The 14,908-nt window shown below is 72.1% G+C and carries 11 protein-coding genes and 5 pseudogenes; 10 read left to right on the plus strand and 6 right to left on the minus strand.

The window, feature by feature from the left end; genetic code table 11:
* Positions 1-2: 2 nt before the first annotated feature.
* On the minus strand, positions 3-884 hold the full coding sequence (locus tag FB563_RS40365; protein WP_142219250.1) for a TnsA-like heteromeric transposase endonuclease subunit: 882 nt from the start codon (positions 882-884) through the stop codon (positions 3-5).
* 460 nt (positions 885-1,344) lie between these two features.
* On the opposite strand from FB563_RS40365, the gene FB563_RS40370 reads away from it, so the two are divergent.
* Complete coding sequence (locus FB563_RS40370) at positions 1,345-2,094, plus strand: transposase family protein (RefSeq protein ID WP_142218408.1); 750 nt, start codon at positions 1,345-1,347, stop codon at positions 2,092-2,094.
* A 221-nt stretch (positions 2,095-2,315) separates the two neighbouring features.
* On the opposite strand, the gene FB563_RS45350 is transcribed toward FB563_RS40370, so the two are convergent.
* Both FB563_RS45350 and FB563_RS40380 read right to left on the minus strand, forming a co-directional pair.
* Positions 2,316-2,516, minus strand: a complete 201-nt coding sequence (locus FB563_RS45350; RefSeq protein ID WP_341874448.1) for a helix-turn-helix domain-containing protein — start codon at positions 2,514-2,516, stop codon at positions 2,316-2,318.
* A gap of 40 nt (positions 2,517-2,556) precedes the next feature.
* Positions 2,557-2,832 carry a DUF1876 domain-containing protein gene (locus FB563_RS40380; RefSeq protein WP_142219160.1) on the minus strand — a complete coding sequence of 92 codons (276 nt, stop codon included), beginning with the start codon at positions 2,830-2,832 and terminating at the stop codon, positions 2,557-2,559.
* A 281-nt stretch (positions 2,833-3,113) separates the two neighbouring features.
* Here FB563_RS40380 and FB563_RS40385 point away from each other — a divergent pair.
* Positions 3,114-3,206: pseudogene (locus tag FB563_RS40385) on the plus strand (universal stress protein); the annotation flags it as partial.
* 151 nt (positions 3,207-3,357) lie between these two features.
* Positions 3,358-4,833, plus strand: coding sequence for a bifunctional aminoglycoside phosphotransferase/ATP-binding protein (locus FB563_RS40390; RefSeq protein ID WP_142219169.1), 1,476 nt, complete (start codon positions 3,358-3,360; stop codon positions 4,831-4,833).
* Between the two features lie 248 nt (positions 4,834-5,081).
* Here FB563_RS40390 and FB563_RS43380 read toward each other — a convergent pair whose 3' ends face one another.
* Both FB563_RS43380 and FB563_RS45060 read right to left on the minus strand, forming a co-directional pair.
* Positions 5,082-5,222 (minus strand): SHOCT domain-containing protein, encoded by a 141-nt coding sequence (locus tag FB563_RS43380; protein WP_167528544.1) that lies wholly within the window; start codon positions 5,220-5,222, stop codon positions 5,082-5,084.
* A 125-nt stretch (positions 5,223-5,347) separates the two neighbouring features.
* Positions 5,348-5,476: pseudogene (locus FB563_RS45060) on the minus strand (CBS domain-containing protein); the annotation flags it as partial.
* Between the two features lie 66 nt (positions 5,477-5,542).
* Here FB563_RS45060 and FB563_RS44760 point away from each other — a divergent pair.
* Both FB563_RS44760 and FB563_RS40405 read left to right on the plus strand, forming a co-directional pair.
* A pseudogene (locus FB563_RS44760) lies at positions 5,543-6,272 on the plus strand (universal stress protein); the annotation flags it as partial.
* Between the two features lie 110 nt (positions 6,273-6,382).
* Positions 6,383-7,252: an NmrA family NAD(P)-binding protein gene (locus FB563_RS40405; RefSeq protein WP_142219159.1), complete on the plus strand. Its 870-nt coding sequence runs from the start codon at positions 6,383-6,385 to the stop codon at positions 7,250-7,252.
* Here the strand turns inward: FB563_RS40405 and FB563_RS40410 are convergent.
* On the minus strand, positions 7,225-7,470 hold the full coding sequence (locus tag FB563_RS40410) for a hypothetical protein (RefSeq protein WP_142219158.1): 246 nt from the start codon (positions 7,468-7,470) through the stop codon (positions 7,225-7,227). The genes FB563_RS40405 and FB563_RS40410 overlap by 28 nt on opposite strands.
* Before the next feature lie 514 nt (positions 7,471-7,984).
* Between FB563_RS40410 and FB563_RS40415 the strand changes: the two genes are divergently transcribed.
* The 5 genes and pseudogenes from FB563_RS40415 to FB563_RS40435 all read left to right on the plus strand — a co-directional run.
* Positions 7,985-8,851, plus strand: coding sequence for an oxygenase MpaB family protein (locus FB563_RS40415; RefSeq protein WP_244329064.1), 867 nt, complete (start codon positions 7,985-7,987; stop codon positions 8,849-8,851).
* Positions 8,852-8,966: 115 nt separating this feature from the next.
* The gene (locus FB563_RS40420; RefSeq protein WP_055704596.1) at positions 8,967-11,192 is read left to right on the plus strand and encodes a serine/threonine-protein kinase; all 2,226 of its coding nucleotides are present in this window, start codon (positions 8,967-8,969) and stop codon (positions 11,190-11,192) included.
* A gap of 117 nt (positions 11,193-11,309) precedes the next feature.
* A pseudogene (locus FB563_RS40425) lies at positions 11,310-12,876 on the plus strand (phytoene desaturase family protein).
* A 77-nt stretch (positions 12,877-12,953) separates the two neighbouring features.
* Complete coding sequence (locus tag FB563_RS40430) at positions 12,954-14,063, plus strand: NAD(P)H-dependent flavin oxidoreductase (RefSeq protein ID WP_142219251.1); 1,110 nt, start codon at positions 12,954-12,956, stop codon at positions 14,061-14,063.
* Positions 14,060-14,908, plus strand: a pseudogene (locus FB563_RS40435) (AMP-binding protein); the annotation flags it as partial. The gene FB563_RS40430 and the pseudogene FB563_RS40435, both read left to right, overlap by 4 nt.

The raw sequence follows: 14,908 nt of genomic DNA on the forward strand, positions 1-14,908 counted from the left end.
TGTCACCAACTCCCACTCGCCGGGCGGCGAGAGAGGGACAGGCGGATCGTGCTCGCGTCGGTCAGAGGGCCAGAAATCTGCAGGCCCAATTGGCGATGCCACAACAGATGGATCGCATGAGCCCGGGCAACGGCTTCCAGGCTGCAGCGCCTTACCAGGGTCCCGAACGGCTGTGGACCGTCTTCTGCCGCCAGAAGCAGCTGCTCCTGTAGCCGCAGTGGGTCGGTCAAGTGCCTTCGTCCGGCGGACAGCGTATCGATCAGGCCTACTACATGGTCGTGCCAACCAGCAACCACCGCGTAGTTCCACCCAGCAACCAGGGCGACCTCGGCCGCAGCGGCGAACTTGACCTCGTCCTCAGGTTCTATCCGTGCTGAAGGCCGCACATCGATGAGCCACGGCGTGTCGTCGGTCAGCAGAAGATAGTCCGGGATGTGCTCGACGCTGCCGTTGACGCTCTGGAAGCGCAGACGGAACGGTTGAGTCAGCGCCTCCACAAGAGATCCTGAGAAGTCAGCTGCCAGAAGGAGGAGTTCCTCCTCGAAACTCTCGAAACCGTGGTGACGGTCGGTACTGACCAGATATCCAAGGCCGGGGCGATGCCACTGATCGGTACGCCAAGTGAAGCGGCGCACAGGAACACTTGAGAGCACGTCGACCTCGCCCAGGTTCCTGACGGTGCAACCGACGAGCGTCCGTCCGAAACGCCACGCCGTAGTCCACCGGGCAGTCCAGTCCGACGGCATGGCCAGTTGACTGACGGCGTCAGCTGAGATGGCATGCATTCGGGCGAGATCGCGCAATGTCGATGTGTCCGACCAGGGGACAGTAGCGCTCGATGCGCCAACTGGCGAGTGATCGAGCAGCGGGGGCTGGGGAGCCACGTCTCCGCCTTACATGCCAAGAGTGCGATGGATTACGAAGATCATCTTAAGGGCCTCTGGATCTTCGTAACGCCGCCTCATCGCACCGGGATACCAGGGGTGCGCCTCCCACGGTCATCACGCAGCACCCTTGCTGGGCGGTCTCAGGGAGATGTCCCGAGGTGCTGAGCCCCCCACTGATCAAGTCCAGCAAAGGCTGACGGTCCAACCAGGGGGCGCGTAGGCCGGAGGTGAGTCGCCATATGGCAGTGATCTGAGCGGGGAAGAGCGGAGGCCCCCGCGACACGCTCACCCGAGCAGCGTCGTCGGCAGATAGAAGACCGCCGCCCCGTTTTCGAGGGAGTGAGCCTTTTCAGCGTGGCCACCGATCGGGTGATGACCTTGGTGCCCGCAACGGACAGGGCTCCCGTGCCGTTGGGTGAGGTGTTCGAAGTCTCAACCTGCCGGTCCAGGAGCCCTGTTGGTTCCCTATCCTGCCGCACTCGACCTGCCTCATGCGCTGGTCGAGTGGGTCACGATGCTTATCGTCACCCGCGAGGGTGACCGCCGCTGCAAGCTCCCGCCGCACCAGCGCGCCCTCGTCGCTCTCGCCTACCTGCGCAAGCACGAGACTCTCGCGCAGATCGCCGCCGGGTTCGGCATATCCGTCGGCACCGCCCACGCCTACACCACCGCCGTCGTGCGGCTCCTCGCCGACCGGGCGCCGGGCCTGCTCAAGACCCTGCGCGAGCACGACCCGGACTACGTACTCCTGGACGGCACCCTCAGCGAGTGCGACCGCCTGGGCGACGGACGCGCCGATTACTCCCACAAGCACCGGCGCCACGGCGTGAACGTGCAGGTCGTCACCGATCCCGTAGGCCAGCTTCTGTGGATCTCGCCGGCCTTGCCGGGCCGTGCTCACGATCTGACCGCCGCACGCACCCACCGCATCATCCGAATCTGCGAACGCCAGGGCGTCCCGATCGTCGCCGACCGCGCCTACATCGGCGCCGGCTCCTGGGCCACCACCGCCATCCGCCGCCCGCCCAACGGCGAACTGTCACCGACCGAGCGGACGCTGAACCGGGCACTCGCCCAGGCCCGCGCTCCCGTCGAACGAGGTGTCGCCCGCCTGAAGTCCTGGCGGATCTTCCGCCGCAGCCGCTGCAGCCCGAACCGCATGACGGACATCGCCGCCGCAGTCCTCACCCTGGAGAGGCAACGTTGAAAAGGCTCAGTGATCCAGCGGCCCTCTGGGAAGGATGCCGACGTGACGTCGTGGTTGGGGATGGGCCATTGGAGGCAACCGGAGGAGGAAGGGGCGTCGTCAGTGCAGGCAGGGAGGCCTTCGAATCTGTACCGATGTGCCAAGAATCCTCGGCAGACAGCTCCCCATACTGCTGAATGTGGTTGGCAAAAGTGCAGGTCAGCGCAGTGCTCCGGAGACACCTAGCGTCTGTGGTCACACACGTCGATGACGAGGACAGTGTGCGCGGCCTCGAACAGCTGCTGCCCGGCGACCGAGGTGCCCAGGGCGTCCGCCGGCCTGTTGAGCGTCGCCGAGGTCGGGTCGGCAGGCCCTTCCTCCAGGTGGGCCAGGTAGCCGGGCGCCATCCGGGCCCGGCCTGCTGTTTCCTCCGGGGCCGGCACGTCGTAGGGGGGAGTCGGGTGTGGCGTCCGAGGCCGGACCTCAAGCGGTCCGAGGGCTGTTGGGCCGGCGTGCCGCCACGCCTTGCATGTCGCGCTCGGCGGTCTCCAGCAGCTGGTGAGCCAGATCGACCATGGCCCTGCCCGCCGCCAGCTCGTCGCCGATCTCCGGCACGTTCATGTCCGCCGGATGGCAGTGCGCGGTTCCGCGGCCGGTGAGCGCCGTGGTGCCGGTGTCCAGCACCAGGTGCGCCTTCGTCGTTCCGTCGTCGTCCTCGAAGAGGTCGAGACGTACCTTCCACTGTCCTGTGTGCGACATCGCCCTCTCCTTGCCTTCGCGATGCGGTCACGTCCGGAAAGACCTCCGAGCCCCCTGTCGCCCAAGGGCGGTCGCCGCGTCACCGTGCGACACCTCCTCTCCGCCGCCTGCCACGGCCGCGGCCCGCCTCTCCACGGGTCCACATGCGCCGTGGCCAAGCGAGGGGGATCCTCGAATGGGAGAACGCGTCGCGCCCGGTATGCAGGCGACGTCCGGACCATCCACACGGTCGGACTCGTCCACCGTCCCCTCCAGCTTCTTACGAGACGGAGGCCGCCGCCATGCAACCAGTCGTCACCGTGGGCCTCGACGGCTCGCCCGAAAGTCCGGCCGCCGCACCTCGGACCGCCGACGAGGCCGAGAGGCGCGAACTCGCCCGGTTGGCGCGGGCCGCCGTCCATCACGGGCGCTGCCCGGTCGCTGTCGGTGCTCATGACTGAGCCAAGCCTCCACCAGCCGCGGGCCGGCACGCCCGCCCCCACGTCGGGTGGCCGGGACGACGGCGTGGCCCTGTCGCGCGCCGGGGTGTGTGAGACCCACACCGCGACGCTGTTCTTCGTGGGCGACCGGGCCTACAAGGTGAAGAAGCCGGTCGATCTGGGATTCCTGGACTACACCACGGTCGAGGCACGCCGGGCCGGGTGCGAGCGGGAAATAGCCCTCAACCGCCGGTTCGCCCCCGACGTCTACGTGGGTCTGGGCGAATTCCGCAGCCCTGAGGGGAAGACACCCGAACCGCTCGTGGTGATGCGCCGCATGCCGGAGGAACGCCGCCTCTCCCGCCTGGTGCGGGTGGGCGTTGCCGTCGACGACGTCCTGCGCACCGTCGCCCGGCAGCTGGCCGCGTGGCACGCGGCTGCCCCCCGCGGCCGCGACGTGGACGAACAGGGCACGCGCGATGCGCTGTCGGCACGTTGGGAGGCGAGTTTCGCGCAGGTTCACGCGCTGGCGGCGGAGGGCGTCGTGCTCGACTGCCTGACGGAGACCGAACAGCTGGTGCGGCGCTATCTCGCCGGTCGCGAGCGGCTGTTCGACACCCGCATCGAGCAAGGACGGGTCGTCGACGGTCACGGCGACCTGCTCGCCGAGGACGTCTTCTGTCTCGACGACGGTCCACGCGTCCTGGACTGCCTGGAGTTCGACGACCGTCTCCGCTATGTCGACGGCCTGGACGACGCCGCCTTCCTCGCCATGGATCTGGAGCAGCTCGGAGCCCCTCAGGCGGCGACGTTTTTCCTTGCCCGGTACGGCGAGTACTCAGGGGATCCCGCGCCCCCTTCCCTGTGGCACCACTACGTCGCCTACCGCGCCTTCGTCCGTGCCAAGGTCTCTGCGATCCAGACGCGCCAGGGCGCCGCCGGTTCCGAAACGGCGTCGCGGCGGCTCGCTTCCATGGCGTTGCGCCACCTGCGTACCTCCGCCGTCGGCCTCACCCTTGTCGGCGGACTGCCGGGCAGCGGGAAGTCGACGCTCTCGGGAGCCCTGGCCGACCGGCTGGGGGTCACCCTGCTCAGCAGCGACCGCGTCCGCAAGGAGCTGGCGGGCATCCCGGCGGAGCAGTCCGCCGCGGCGGGCTACGGCGAGGGGCTGTACACGCCCGAGTGGACGGCCCGGACGTACGCCGCACTGCTCGACCGCGCAGCCGTACTGCTCGCCTCCGGCGAATCGGTGGTCCTCGACGCCACCTGGTCCGATGCCGCACAGCGCGAAGCCGCTGTCCGCGCGGCCGAACGCGCCGACGCCGACCTGGTCGCGCTGCACTGCCACGTGCCGGGCGACGTGTCGGCGGCCCGGCTGCGCACGCGCGCCCCCGGCCCGTCCGACGCCGGCCCCGAGATCGTCAGCGCCATGGCCGCGAGGGAACCGCCGTGGCCCGAAGCCGTACCGGTCGACACCAGCGGTGCGCTGGAGTCCGCCGTCGCTCAGGCGCTGGCGGCCGTACGCCCGTGGGGCACCGGTCAGGCACCGGTCTTCCGCCGCCCGTACAGGGGACCGGACTGAGGCGTGCGGGTGGCCGCGTTGCCCAGGGGCACGGCGAGGACGACCGTGGAGGTGGGGGGAACGAGGGGGACCTCCTGGGACACCGTCCCCGATCTCCACACCGTGGTGTTCGCACAGGGCATCGCCACGGGCGCCCTCAAAGTCGTTCTGCGCCGCGAGTGAGGTCCGGGCACCGGTGCGAGCAGTCGTCTGTCCTGGCAGACGTGGTACGCCGTCTCACCGTGAGTCCACTGTGTCGCAGGACACGGTCACCGGGGTTTCGGCCTGTGGGCGGCGAGCCGTTCGTGCGCCTCGGTGTAGGTGTCCGCGTCGATCTCGCCCGAGGCGAAGCGGCGGTCGAGGATCTCCTCCGGTGTCTCTCGTGGCGGCTGCCCCGGGCTTTGCCCCATGCCGCTGAGGGCCCATGCTCGGCTCCGGCCTCAGGAGGCGGCCCCGGCGGCTCCTGCAGCACGCTCCAGGCGACCGGACCCAGCAGGTCGGCGAACCGGCGGAAGAGATCGAGGAACAGGTCGTCGACCGTCAGCACGCCCACCACCCGGCCCGCGTCCAGGACCGGAAGGCGACGGACCCCGGTGCGGCGGAACGTCCGGTAGGCCACCTGGAGGTCGTCGACGGCCTCAACCGTGACGACGCGCGGCGACATGACGGCATCGGCCCGGGCCCTCGGGCCCAGGCCGCCTCCCAGGCCACGGACGGCGAGGTCGCGGTCGGCGTTTCCGTGGCCTCCGACCTCGGTGCGCCGTCGGAGGAGGTGATGGCCGAGGACATCGTCGGAACTGCGGAGCGGCGTGCTCGCCGCCGGCAGCCGGGTGTGGAGGTGACCACCGACGTGCTGCCCGAGGAGCCGGGGTACGCACTGGTGCGGGAGAGCCGCAACGCTGTGGTGATGGTGCTGGGCCGGCGCGGTCGCAGCGGCGTGACCGGGGCATTCCTCGGCTCGGTCAGCGTCGCTGTAGCAGGGCACGCGCACTGTCCCGTGATCGTGCTGCGCGGGAGCCACGACAACCGGGCAGGCTCTGGGGCGCGCGGTCGCATCGTTCTGGGTGTGGGGGAGAGGTCCCCGGGTTCGGCCGTGGCACGGTTCGCGTGCGAAGAGGCCCTGCTGCGCGGGGTCCCGATCGAGGCCGTACGGGCCTGGCGCCGGCCCCTGCACGAGCCCGCCGCTGTTGGTCGGCGAGCCGGCCCACTTGCAGGAGCAGCGGGCTGTGGAAATGGTGGAGGAGGCGCTGCGGGACGCCCCCTCCGACTTGCAGGTGGCACGGCGTGCGGTCGAGGGCCACGCGCGCGACGTCCTGCCGGCCGTGTCCCATGAGGCCGACCTGCTCGTCGTCGGTGCCCGGCGGCGCCAGGGCCACTTCGGGCTCCAACTGGGTCGTGTCGCCCACGGCGTGCTCCACCACGCGGCCTCCCCGGTGGCGGTCGTACCTGAGCCCGGCTGATCCCCGCACGTACGGCGGCCGCCGCACACACGGTGAGCCAAGGAGACAGGAGGTGTCCGGATTGGCCTCTAGCGTCGTGATGCCGGAACCCGCCGAAAGGAGACCAAGCCATGCGCATCGCAGTCACGACGCCCACCGGCAACGTGGGACGGCACGTGGTCGCCATGCTCCTGCGAGCCGGAGTCCGCCCACGGGTACTCGCGCGCGAACCCGGCCGGCTCGCCCCCGACATGCGCCACGAGGTCGACGCGGTCCAGGTGGACCAGCGCGACGCCGAGGCGGTCGTCGCCGCCACTGCCGGGGTCGACGCGCTGTTCTGGGTGGATCCCCCGTCGTCGGGCGAAGATCCGCTCGCGGACTACGAGTTGGCCACGGAGGCTCTGGTGAGCGCCGTCAGGACGAACGGCATCGAGCGGACGGTCTTCCAGAGCAGCGTCGGCGCCGAAAAGCGCGACGGAGCCGGCGAGATCGACGGCCTCGCGGGCACCGAGCTCGCCCTCGACGCCCTCGGTGCCACCGTCACACACCTGCGCTGCGGCTACTTCTTCACCAACCTGGAGCTCCAGCTCCAGGCCGTACGCTCCGGCGTCATACCCGTGATCCTGCCCCTGGACCAGCCTCTCGCCTGGGTGGCGCCGCGCGACATAGCGGAGGTCGCCGTGACACGGCTGCTGTCGACCGACTGGTCCGGACGCTGTGTCCAGGCCGTGCACGGTCCGGCCGACCTCACCTGGCCGCAGGCCGCCGAGATCGTGTCCGCCGCCATCGGTCGTCCGCTGCGCGTCGAGCGGATCAGCGACGACGCGATGCGGAACCTGCTGCGCGCATCCGGGATGACCGACGGCCTGGTCGAGGCGGTCATCGGGATGTCGACCGGCCTGCGGGACGGCTTCGTCCCGGAACAGCCGCGAACTCCGTACACCACCACGCCCACCACGCTGGCGGCCTGGGCCTACGACGTGCTCCGTCCCCGGTTGTGACCCGACGGGCTGCCCGCGCGGGCAGGCCGGTCGTCGGCCACCGTGAAGTCCGCCGCCACGCGCGGCTGTTGGGCTCCTTCGCGCGGTGCGGGGTGGTGGGGCGCGGCGGGGTCTCGGCGGGCCCCCGGCCAGGCCAGGTCGCGGGTGACGCCGGCGACGGCGAGGATGCCGATGACACCTCCCTCGTCGAGAACCACCGCGCGGCGCACGGGGCTCATCTCCAGTCATGGCAGCAGGTCGGGCGCCGGCTCCTCGGACCCGGCCGAGAGGTCAGGAGAGGTGACGATGACACGGACACGTCCCGCGACGGTCACCCCGGTGCGTCTGTGCGCCGGCGGAACCCGCTGCGGCGGCACAGCGATGTGGCCGAGGCCTGGATCCTGCTCGTCCCCCGGGTGATCGCTCTACTCGCCAGGGGTTCTCGCCGTGCACGCCGTCCTCACCGTTCAAGCGGCGAGGGTCCCGGCTGCCGTTCGCCGGACCGACGCGGACGGCTCGGCGCACACGGGAGACGAGCCCGCGCCCGTCACCGGGACCGCGGCGCCCTTGCAGACGGTCGTGACCGGCGCCCTTGTCGCTCCGCCGGGTCGCTGCCTGCTGGTCTGCGTGTGGGCGCCGGGCAGGCCACGTCCGGGCTCTTCCCTCCTGCCGTCTCACCCTTCGCGGCGAGTGAATGATCCACTGGCAAACCGGGCAGATACTCAGGTCGACGGCGACACGAGGTGACAACCAATGGCTGTGATCACACCTTTGGGCATGGGCGACCCCGGGCTGTTCACGCCGAACTCGGTGACCTGGCAGATGCACGGCGACCCGATGATGTGGGTCGCCGGCATCCGCGCGCTCTACCTCCAGGCCCTGCACCCGCGCGCGGTGCGCGGCGTCCTGCAGAACTCCGACTTCCGGCGCGACGCGTGGGGCCGGCTGATGCGCACCGCGAACTTCGTCGGGACGACGACGTACGGCACCACAGAGGCCGCCGAACGGGCCGGCGCACGGGTGCGGAAGATCCACCGCATGCTGACGGCGACCGACCCGGAGACCGGCGAGCGGTACGGCGTCGACGAACCCGGGCTGCTGCTCTGGGTGCACTGCGCGGAGATCGACTCCTATCTGCACGTCCTGCGGCGCTCCGGCTTCCCGCTCACCGACGCCCAGGCCGACCGGTACATGGCCGAACACCGGGTCAGCGCCCGCCTGGTGGGCCTCGAGCCGGAGACCGTACCGGCGAGCCGGGCCGAACTCGCCGCGTACTTCGAGAAGGTGCGGCCACAACTGGCGGCGGGACCCGAGGCACGCGAGGTGGACGACTTCCTCCTCCGGCCGCCGACGCATCCCCTTCTCATCCCGGCGCGCGAGGTGCTGTGGCGGCGCGTGGCCCAACTGGCGTACGCCGCACTGCCGCCGTACGCCCATGAGCTGTACGGCAGACCGGCCCCCGCACCCACCGTCGTCACCCGCCGGCTGCGGGCCATGGGCGCGCTGCTGCGCGGCATTCCCGCACGTCTGCGCTGGCAGCTGCCGCCCAAACACATCCTGCGGGCCATGGCGCGGCTCGGACCGGCGGCGCGTCCGGCACCGTACAAAGTCGGACGATAGGCCGCCATACTGGACGAGCAGGGGGGTGTTGCGCGGATCGGGCCGGTGCGTGGGGCGCGGCTCGGGGCCGGCCTCCTGGCGGCGGGGCGGACGGCGACGGGGGCGGCGGATCGCTATGGGGGAGAACAGGCTGGTTCAGGGCCGGTACCGGCTGCTCGACCTGATCGGGCGGGGCGGTATGGGCGAGGTGTGGCGGGCCCGGGACGAATCCCTGGGCCGGCAGGTCGCGGTCAAGTGCCTCAAGCCGCTCGGCCCGCACCACGACCCGTCCCTCGCCCAGGTCCTGCGCGAGCGCTTCCGCCGAGAGGCCCGGGTGGCCGCCGGCCTCTCGCACCGCGGGGTGACCGTCGTCCACGACTTCGGCGAGTCCGACGGGGTCCCGTATCTGGTGATGGAACTCCTCGAGGGCCGCGATCTGAGCCGGCTGCTGCAGGACAACAAGGGTCATCCGCTGCCGGTGGACGACGTGGAGGACATCGCCGCCCAGGTCGCCGCCGCTCTCGCCTACACCCATCAACAGGGCATAGTCCACCGCGACTTGAAACCGGCCAACATCGTCCGGCTCACCGACGGAACGGTGAAGATCTGCGACTTCGGTATCGCCCGCCTCGGCCACGACATCGGCTTCACCACCCGGCTGACCGGCACCGGGGTCGCGCTGGGCACCCCGCACTACATGTCTCCGGAACAGATCGGCGGCGATGCGGTGGACCGGCGCAGCGACCTGTACTCGCTGGGCTGCGTGCTGTACGAAATCGCCACCGGCGCACCGCCGTTCGACCTGGAGGACGCCTGGGCGATCCTCGTCGGCCACCGCGACACCCCGCCCCGGCCCCCACGCGAGGTGCGCCCGGAGCTGCCCGGCCGCCTCGAGCGGATCATCCTCGACCTGCTGGCCAAACGGCCCGAGGAACGGCCCTGCGACGCGGGGGAGTTGGCCCGCCGGATCCGGGAGCCACGCGGGGCGGCCGCCTCCATCCCGGCCGCGGAGATCCCGCAGGTGACCGGCGCCGCCCGCCTGCCGTCCTGGACGTGCGGCATGACCACCGGCCACAAGGCGCTGGGTGCCGGGCCCGGTGCCTTGCCGCCGGACCCGGGGGCGGCCCTGTCGGGCCGATGGAAGGTGCCCCGGCGGGACACGCCGCCAAGGGGCGCGGGGCTGTACCCGACAGGCGACTGTCGTCGCGAGGGAGGACCCCCCGGGTTCGAGCGGAGCCGAGAACGTGGGGGAGCGACCAGCCACCACGGCCCCCGGGACGCTCGGCGGCCCGTACCGCCCCTCCCCGCGGAGCGCCCGGCACCACCCGTGGAGCGCACCGGGCCCGACCACCCCGAGGCCCTGGCCGGCCGCTACGAGGCCGCCTTCGCGCTCGTCCGCGCCGGCCGGGTCGCCGAGGCGCTGGCCGCCTACACGGATCTCGCGGCGGCCCGGGCCCGCGTCCTCGGCCCCGACCACCCCGACACGCTCGCCGTCCGCCAGGAGACCGCCTATGCGCTGGGCCGTCTGGGCCGTCACTTCGAGGCCCACCAGGTGTACGCGGAGGTGCTGGCCGCCCGGGTGCGCGTCATGGGCCCCGACCACCCCGACACCCTGCGCTGCCGCCACAACCTCGCCTGCACCCTCGGCCGGCTCGGCCGCCTGGACGACGCCTGCCGCACGGCCCGGGAGGTGGCCGCGGCCCGGGCCCGGGTGCTCGGCCCCGACCACCCCGAAACGCTCGTATCGCGCTGTGAACTTGCCTACGCCCAGGGGCAGTCGGGCCACTGGGAGGAGGCGCTGCGCATCTACCGGGAGGTCGCCGGGGCCAGAGCGCGCGTCCTCGGCGCCGACCACCCCGACACCCTCGCCGCCCGCTACGAGACCGCCCTCAGCCTCGGCCGCCTCGGCCGCAGCGCGGACGCCCTGCACGTGTACCGCGAGCTGATCGTGGACCGCACCCGCGTCCAGGGCCCTCACCACCCCGAGACCCTGCGCGCCCGGCACGGCCTCGGGGTCAACCTCGGCCGGCTGGGCCACTGGGCGGAGGCCCTCGCCGAGGCCCGGGACGTCTGCCTGCTCCGCGAGCAGGTCCTCGGGCCCGCCCACCCCGACACGCTCGTCAGCCGCCGCGAGATCGCGGTCGCCCTCGGCTGGCTGGGGCGCTGGGCCGAGGCCCTGACCGAGTACCGGCGGGTCGCCGCCACCCGCGAACAGCTCCTCGGCGCCGACCACCCCGACACCCTCGCCGCCCGCAACGACGAGGCCCACTGCCTGGAACGGCTCGGCCGGGGCGCGGAGGCGGTCGAGCTCTACCGGAGCGTGGCGGTGTTGCGGCAGCAACGGGCGTTCGGCGGCCACTGAGCCGGGCCTGCCCCCAGCGGCGGTTCCCGGGTCGGGCGGTTTCGGATGCGGCCCTCCCTGTCGCATCCCGTCGGCACGCCTCTGGCCGCCGTAGATCACCACGTGTTACGAAGGACCATGCCTGCCAACGAGGGAACCCGGACGTACGACGCCGTCATCGTCGGCGGCGGCCACAACGGCCTGGTCGCCGCCGCCTACCTGGCCCGGGCGGGCCGCTCCGTGCTGGTGCTGGAACGGCTCGGGCACACCGGCGGCGCCGCCGTCTCCACCCGCCCGTTCGCCGGGGTGGACGCCCGTCTGTCGCGCTACTCCTACCTGGTCAGCCTGCTGCCGCAGAAGATCGTGCGCGACCTCGGTCTGGACTTCCGGGTGCGCGGGCGCACCATCTCCTCGTACACGCCCGTGGAGCGCGGCGGACGCCACACCGGACTCCTCGTCGGCGGCGGCGAGCAGCGCACCCGGGAGGCCTTCGCCCGGCTGACCGGCGGCGAGCGCGAGTACGAGGCCTGGCAGCGCTTCTACGGCATGACCACGCGCGTCGCCGAACGCGTCTTCCCGACCCTCACCGAACCGCTGCCCACCCGCGACGAACTGCGCCGCCGCATCGACGACGAGACGGCCTGGCGAGCCCTGTTCGAGGAGCCGATCGGGGTCGCCGTCGAGGAGAACTTCGGGGACGACCTGGTCCGGGGCGTGGTCCTGACCGACGCCCTGATCGGCACCTTCGCCGACGCCCATGACCCCTCCCTCACCCAGAACCGCTGCTTCCTCTACCACGTCATCGGCGGCGGCACCGGCGCCTGGGACGTGCCCGTCGGCGGCATGGGCGCCCTCACCGACGCCCTGGCAGCCGCGGCCCGCGCGGCGGGCGCGGTCATCGCGACCGGACACGAGGCGGTCCGCATCGCCACCGACGGACACACCGCCGAGGTCACCTACCGCACGGCCGACGGCGAGGGCGTCGCCGCCGCCCGGCACGTCCTGGTGAACGCCTCTCCGCAGGAGCTGGCCGGCCTGACGGGAGACCCGTCGCCCGAGCCTCCCGAGGGTGCCCAGCTCAAGGTCAACATGCTGCTCACCCGGCTGCCCCGGCTGCGCGACACGGCCGTCGACCCGCGCGAGGCCTTCGCCGGCACCTTCCACATCGCCGAGGGCTACCGGCAGCTCGCCACCGCCCACGCCCAGGCCGCTGCCGGTGAACTCCCCGCCGTGCCGCCCTCGGAGATCTACTGCCACTCCCTGACCGACCCCACCATCCTCGGCCCCGAGCTCGCCGGGCGCGGCTACCAGACCCTCACCCTGTTCGGCCTGCACACCCCCGCCCGGCTCTTCGACCGGGACAACGACGCCGTACGCGAGGAGCTGCTGAAGTCCACCCTCGCCCAGCTCGACGCCCACCTCGCCGAACCCCTCGCCGACTGCCTGGCCCACCGACGCCGACGGCCGCCCCTGCATCGAGGCCAAGACCCCGCTCGACCTCGAACGCGACCTGCGGCTGCCCGGCGGCAACATCTTCCACCGCGCCCTGTCCTGGCCCTACGTCCAGGAGGGGACGGGCCGTTGGGGAGTGGAGACCCGGCACGCGAACGTGCTGCTGTGCGGCTCGGGCGCGGTGCGCGGGGGAGGGGTGAGCGGGGTACCGGGACACAATGCGGCGATGGCGGTGCTGGAGGCCGCCTCGTGAGGCGCCGCCCGAAAAGAATCTGACGGAACGTCAGAAATCCTCTTCCGTCGTCCGGCCGGCTGCGGCATCCTGCGCCCATGCAGACGGAGCTGAGCAGGAAACTGGGAGTCGAGCACGCCGTCTTCGGCTTCACGCCGTTCCCCGCCGTCGCCGCGGCCATCAGCCGGGCCGGCGGCTTCGGCGTGCTCGGCGCGGTCCGCTACAACCGCCCCCGACGACCTCAAGCGCGACCTCGACTGGCTCGACGAGCACGCCGGCGGCCGGCCCTACGGGCTGGACGTCGTCATGCCGGCGAAGAGGTCGAGGGCGTGACCGAGGCGGAGGTCGAGGCGATGATCCCCGAGGGGCACCGGCAGTTCGTGCGGGACACCCTCGCCAAGTACGGCGTCGCCGAACTGGCCGAGGGCGAGGCGTCCGGGTGGCGCATCACCGGATGGATGGAGCAGGTCGCCAGCACCCAGCTCGACGTCGCCTTCGACTACCCGATCAAGCTGCTCGCCAACGCCCTCGGCTCGCCGCCCCCCGACGTCGTCGCCCGCGCCCACGACCGGGGCGTGCTGGTCGCCGCCCTCGCCGGCAGCGCCCGGCACGCCCGCAAGCACCAGGAGGCGGGCATCGACATCGTCGTCGCGCAGGGCTACGAGGCCGGCGGTCACACCGGCGAGATCGCCACCATGGTGCTCACCCCCGAGATCGTGGACGCCGTCGACCCGCTGCCCGTCCTGGCGCGGGCGGCATCGGCAGCGGGCACAGGTGGCTGCCGCACTCACACTCGGCGCGGCAGGGTGTGTGGCTTGGTCTCGATATGGCTGACCACCACAGAAGCCGACCTGCACTCGCCCGCCCTGACCCGCAAGCTGCTCGCCGCCGGGTCCGGCGACACCGTCCGCTCCCGTGCCCTCACGGGCAAGCCCGCACGCCAGCTGCGTACCGAGTGGACCGACGCCTGGGACGACCCGGCCGGTCCCGGCACCCTGCCCATGCCGCTGCAGGGGCTGCTGGTGGCCGAGGCGGTGTCCCGGATCCAGAAGTACGAGGTCGAACCGCTGCTCGGCACGCCGGTCGGGCAGATCGTCGGCCGGATGAGCAGCGAACGCAGCGTCCAGGCCGTCTTCGACGACCTCACCCGCGGCTTCGAGAAGGCCGTGGACCGCATCAACCGCATCGCCGGAAGGAGCGGCAAGTGACCAGCACGCCCCCCGCCGGATTCTGGGCCCAGGCCACGGGCGACCCCGACCGCACGGTGCTCATCGCCCCCGACGGCGAGGAGTGGACCGCCGGACGGCTGCACGGCGCCGCCAACCGGCTCGTCCACGGCCTGCGCGCGGCCGGCCTGGAGCGCGGCGACGCCTTCGCCGTCGTCCTGCCGAACGGCGTCGAGTTCCTCACCGCCTACCTGGCCGCCACCCAGGCCGGCCTCTATCTGGTCCCGGTCAACCACCACCTGGTCGGCCCCGAGATCGCCTGGATCGTCGCCGACTCCGGCGCCAAGGTGCTCATCGCGCACGAGCGGTTCGGCGACGCGGCGCGCCGGGCCGCCGACGAGGCCGGCTGCCGGGCACGCACCGGTACGCGGTCGGCGCGGTCGAGGGCTTCCGGCCGTACGCCCACTGCTGGACGGGCGACCGGAGTCCGCACCCGACGGCCGGGAACTCGGCTGGGTCATGAACCACCTCCGGTACGACGGACGCCCGCGCGGCATTCGCCGCCCGCTGCCCGGCAAGATCCCGAGGAGGCCTACCTGGGCGGTTTCCTCGGGATCTTCGGCATCAAGCCCTTCGACGACAACGTCCACCTGGTCTGCTCGCCGCTGTACCACACGGCGGTCCTGCAGTTCGCGGGCGCGTCCTGCACATCGGCCACCGTCTGGTCTGATGGACAGGTGGCCCGCAGGAGATGCTGCGCCTGATCGACACCCACCGGTGACGCACCCATATGGTCCCGACCCAGTTCCACCGGCTCTCGCCCTCCCCGACGAGGTGAAGGCCGCTACGACGTCTCGTCCATGCGGCACGCCATCACGGCGCCGCCC

It is taken from the genome of Streptomyces puniciscabiei, assembly GCF_006715785.1.
GTDB classification, from domain to species: domain Bacteria; phylum Actinomycetota; class Actinomycetes; order Streptomycetales; family Streptomycetaceae; genus Streptomyces; species Streptomyces puniciscabiei.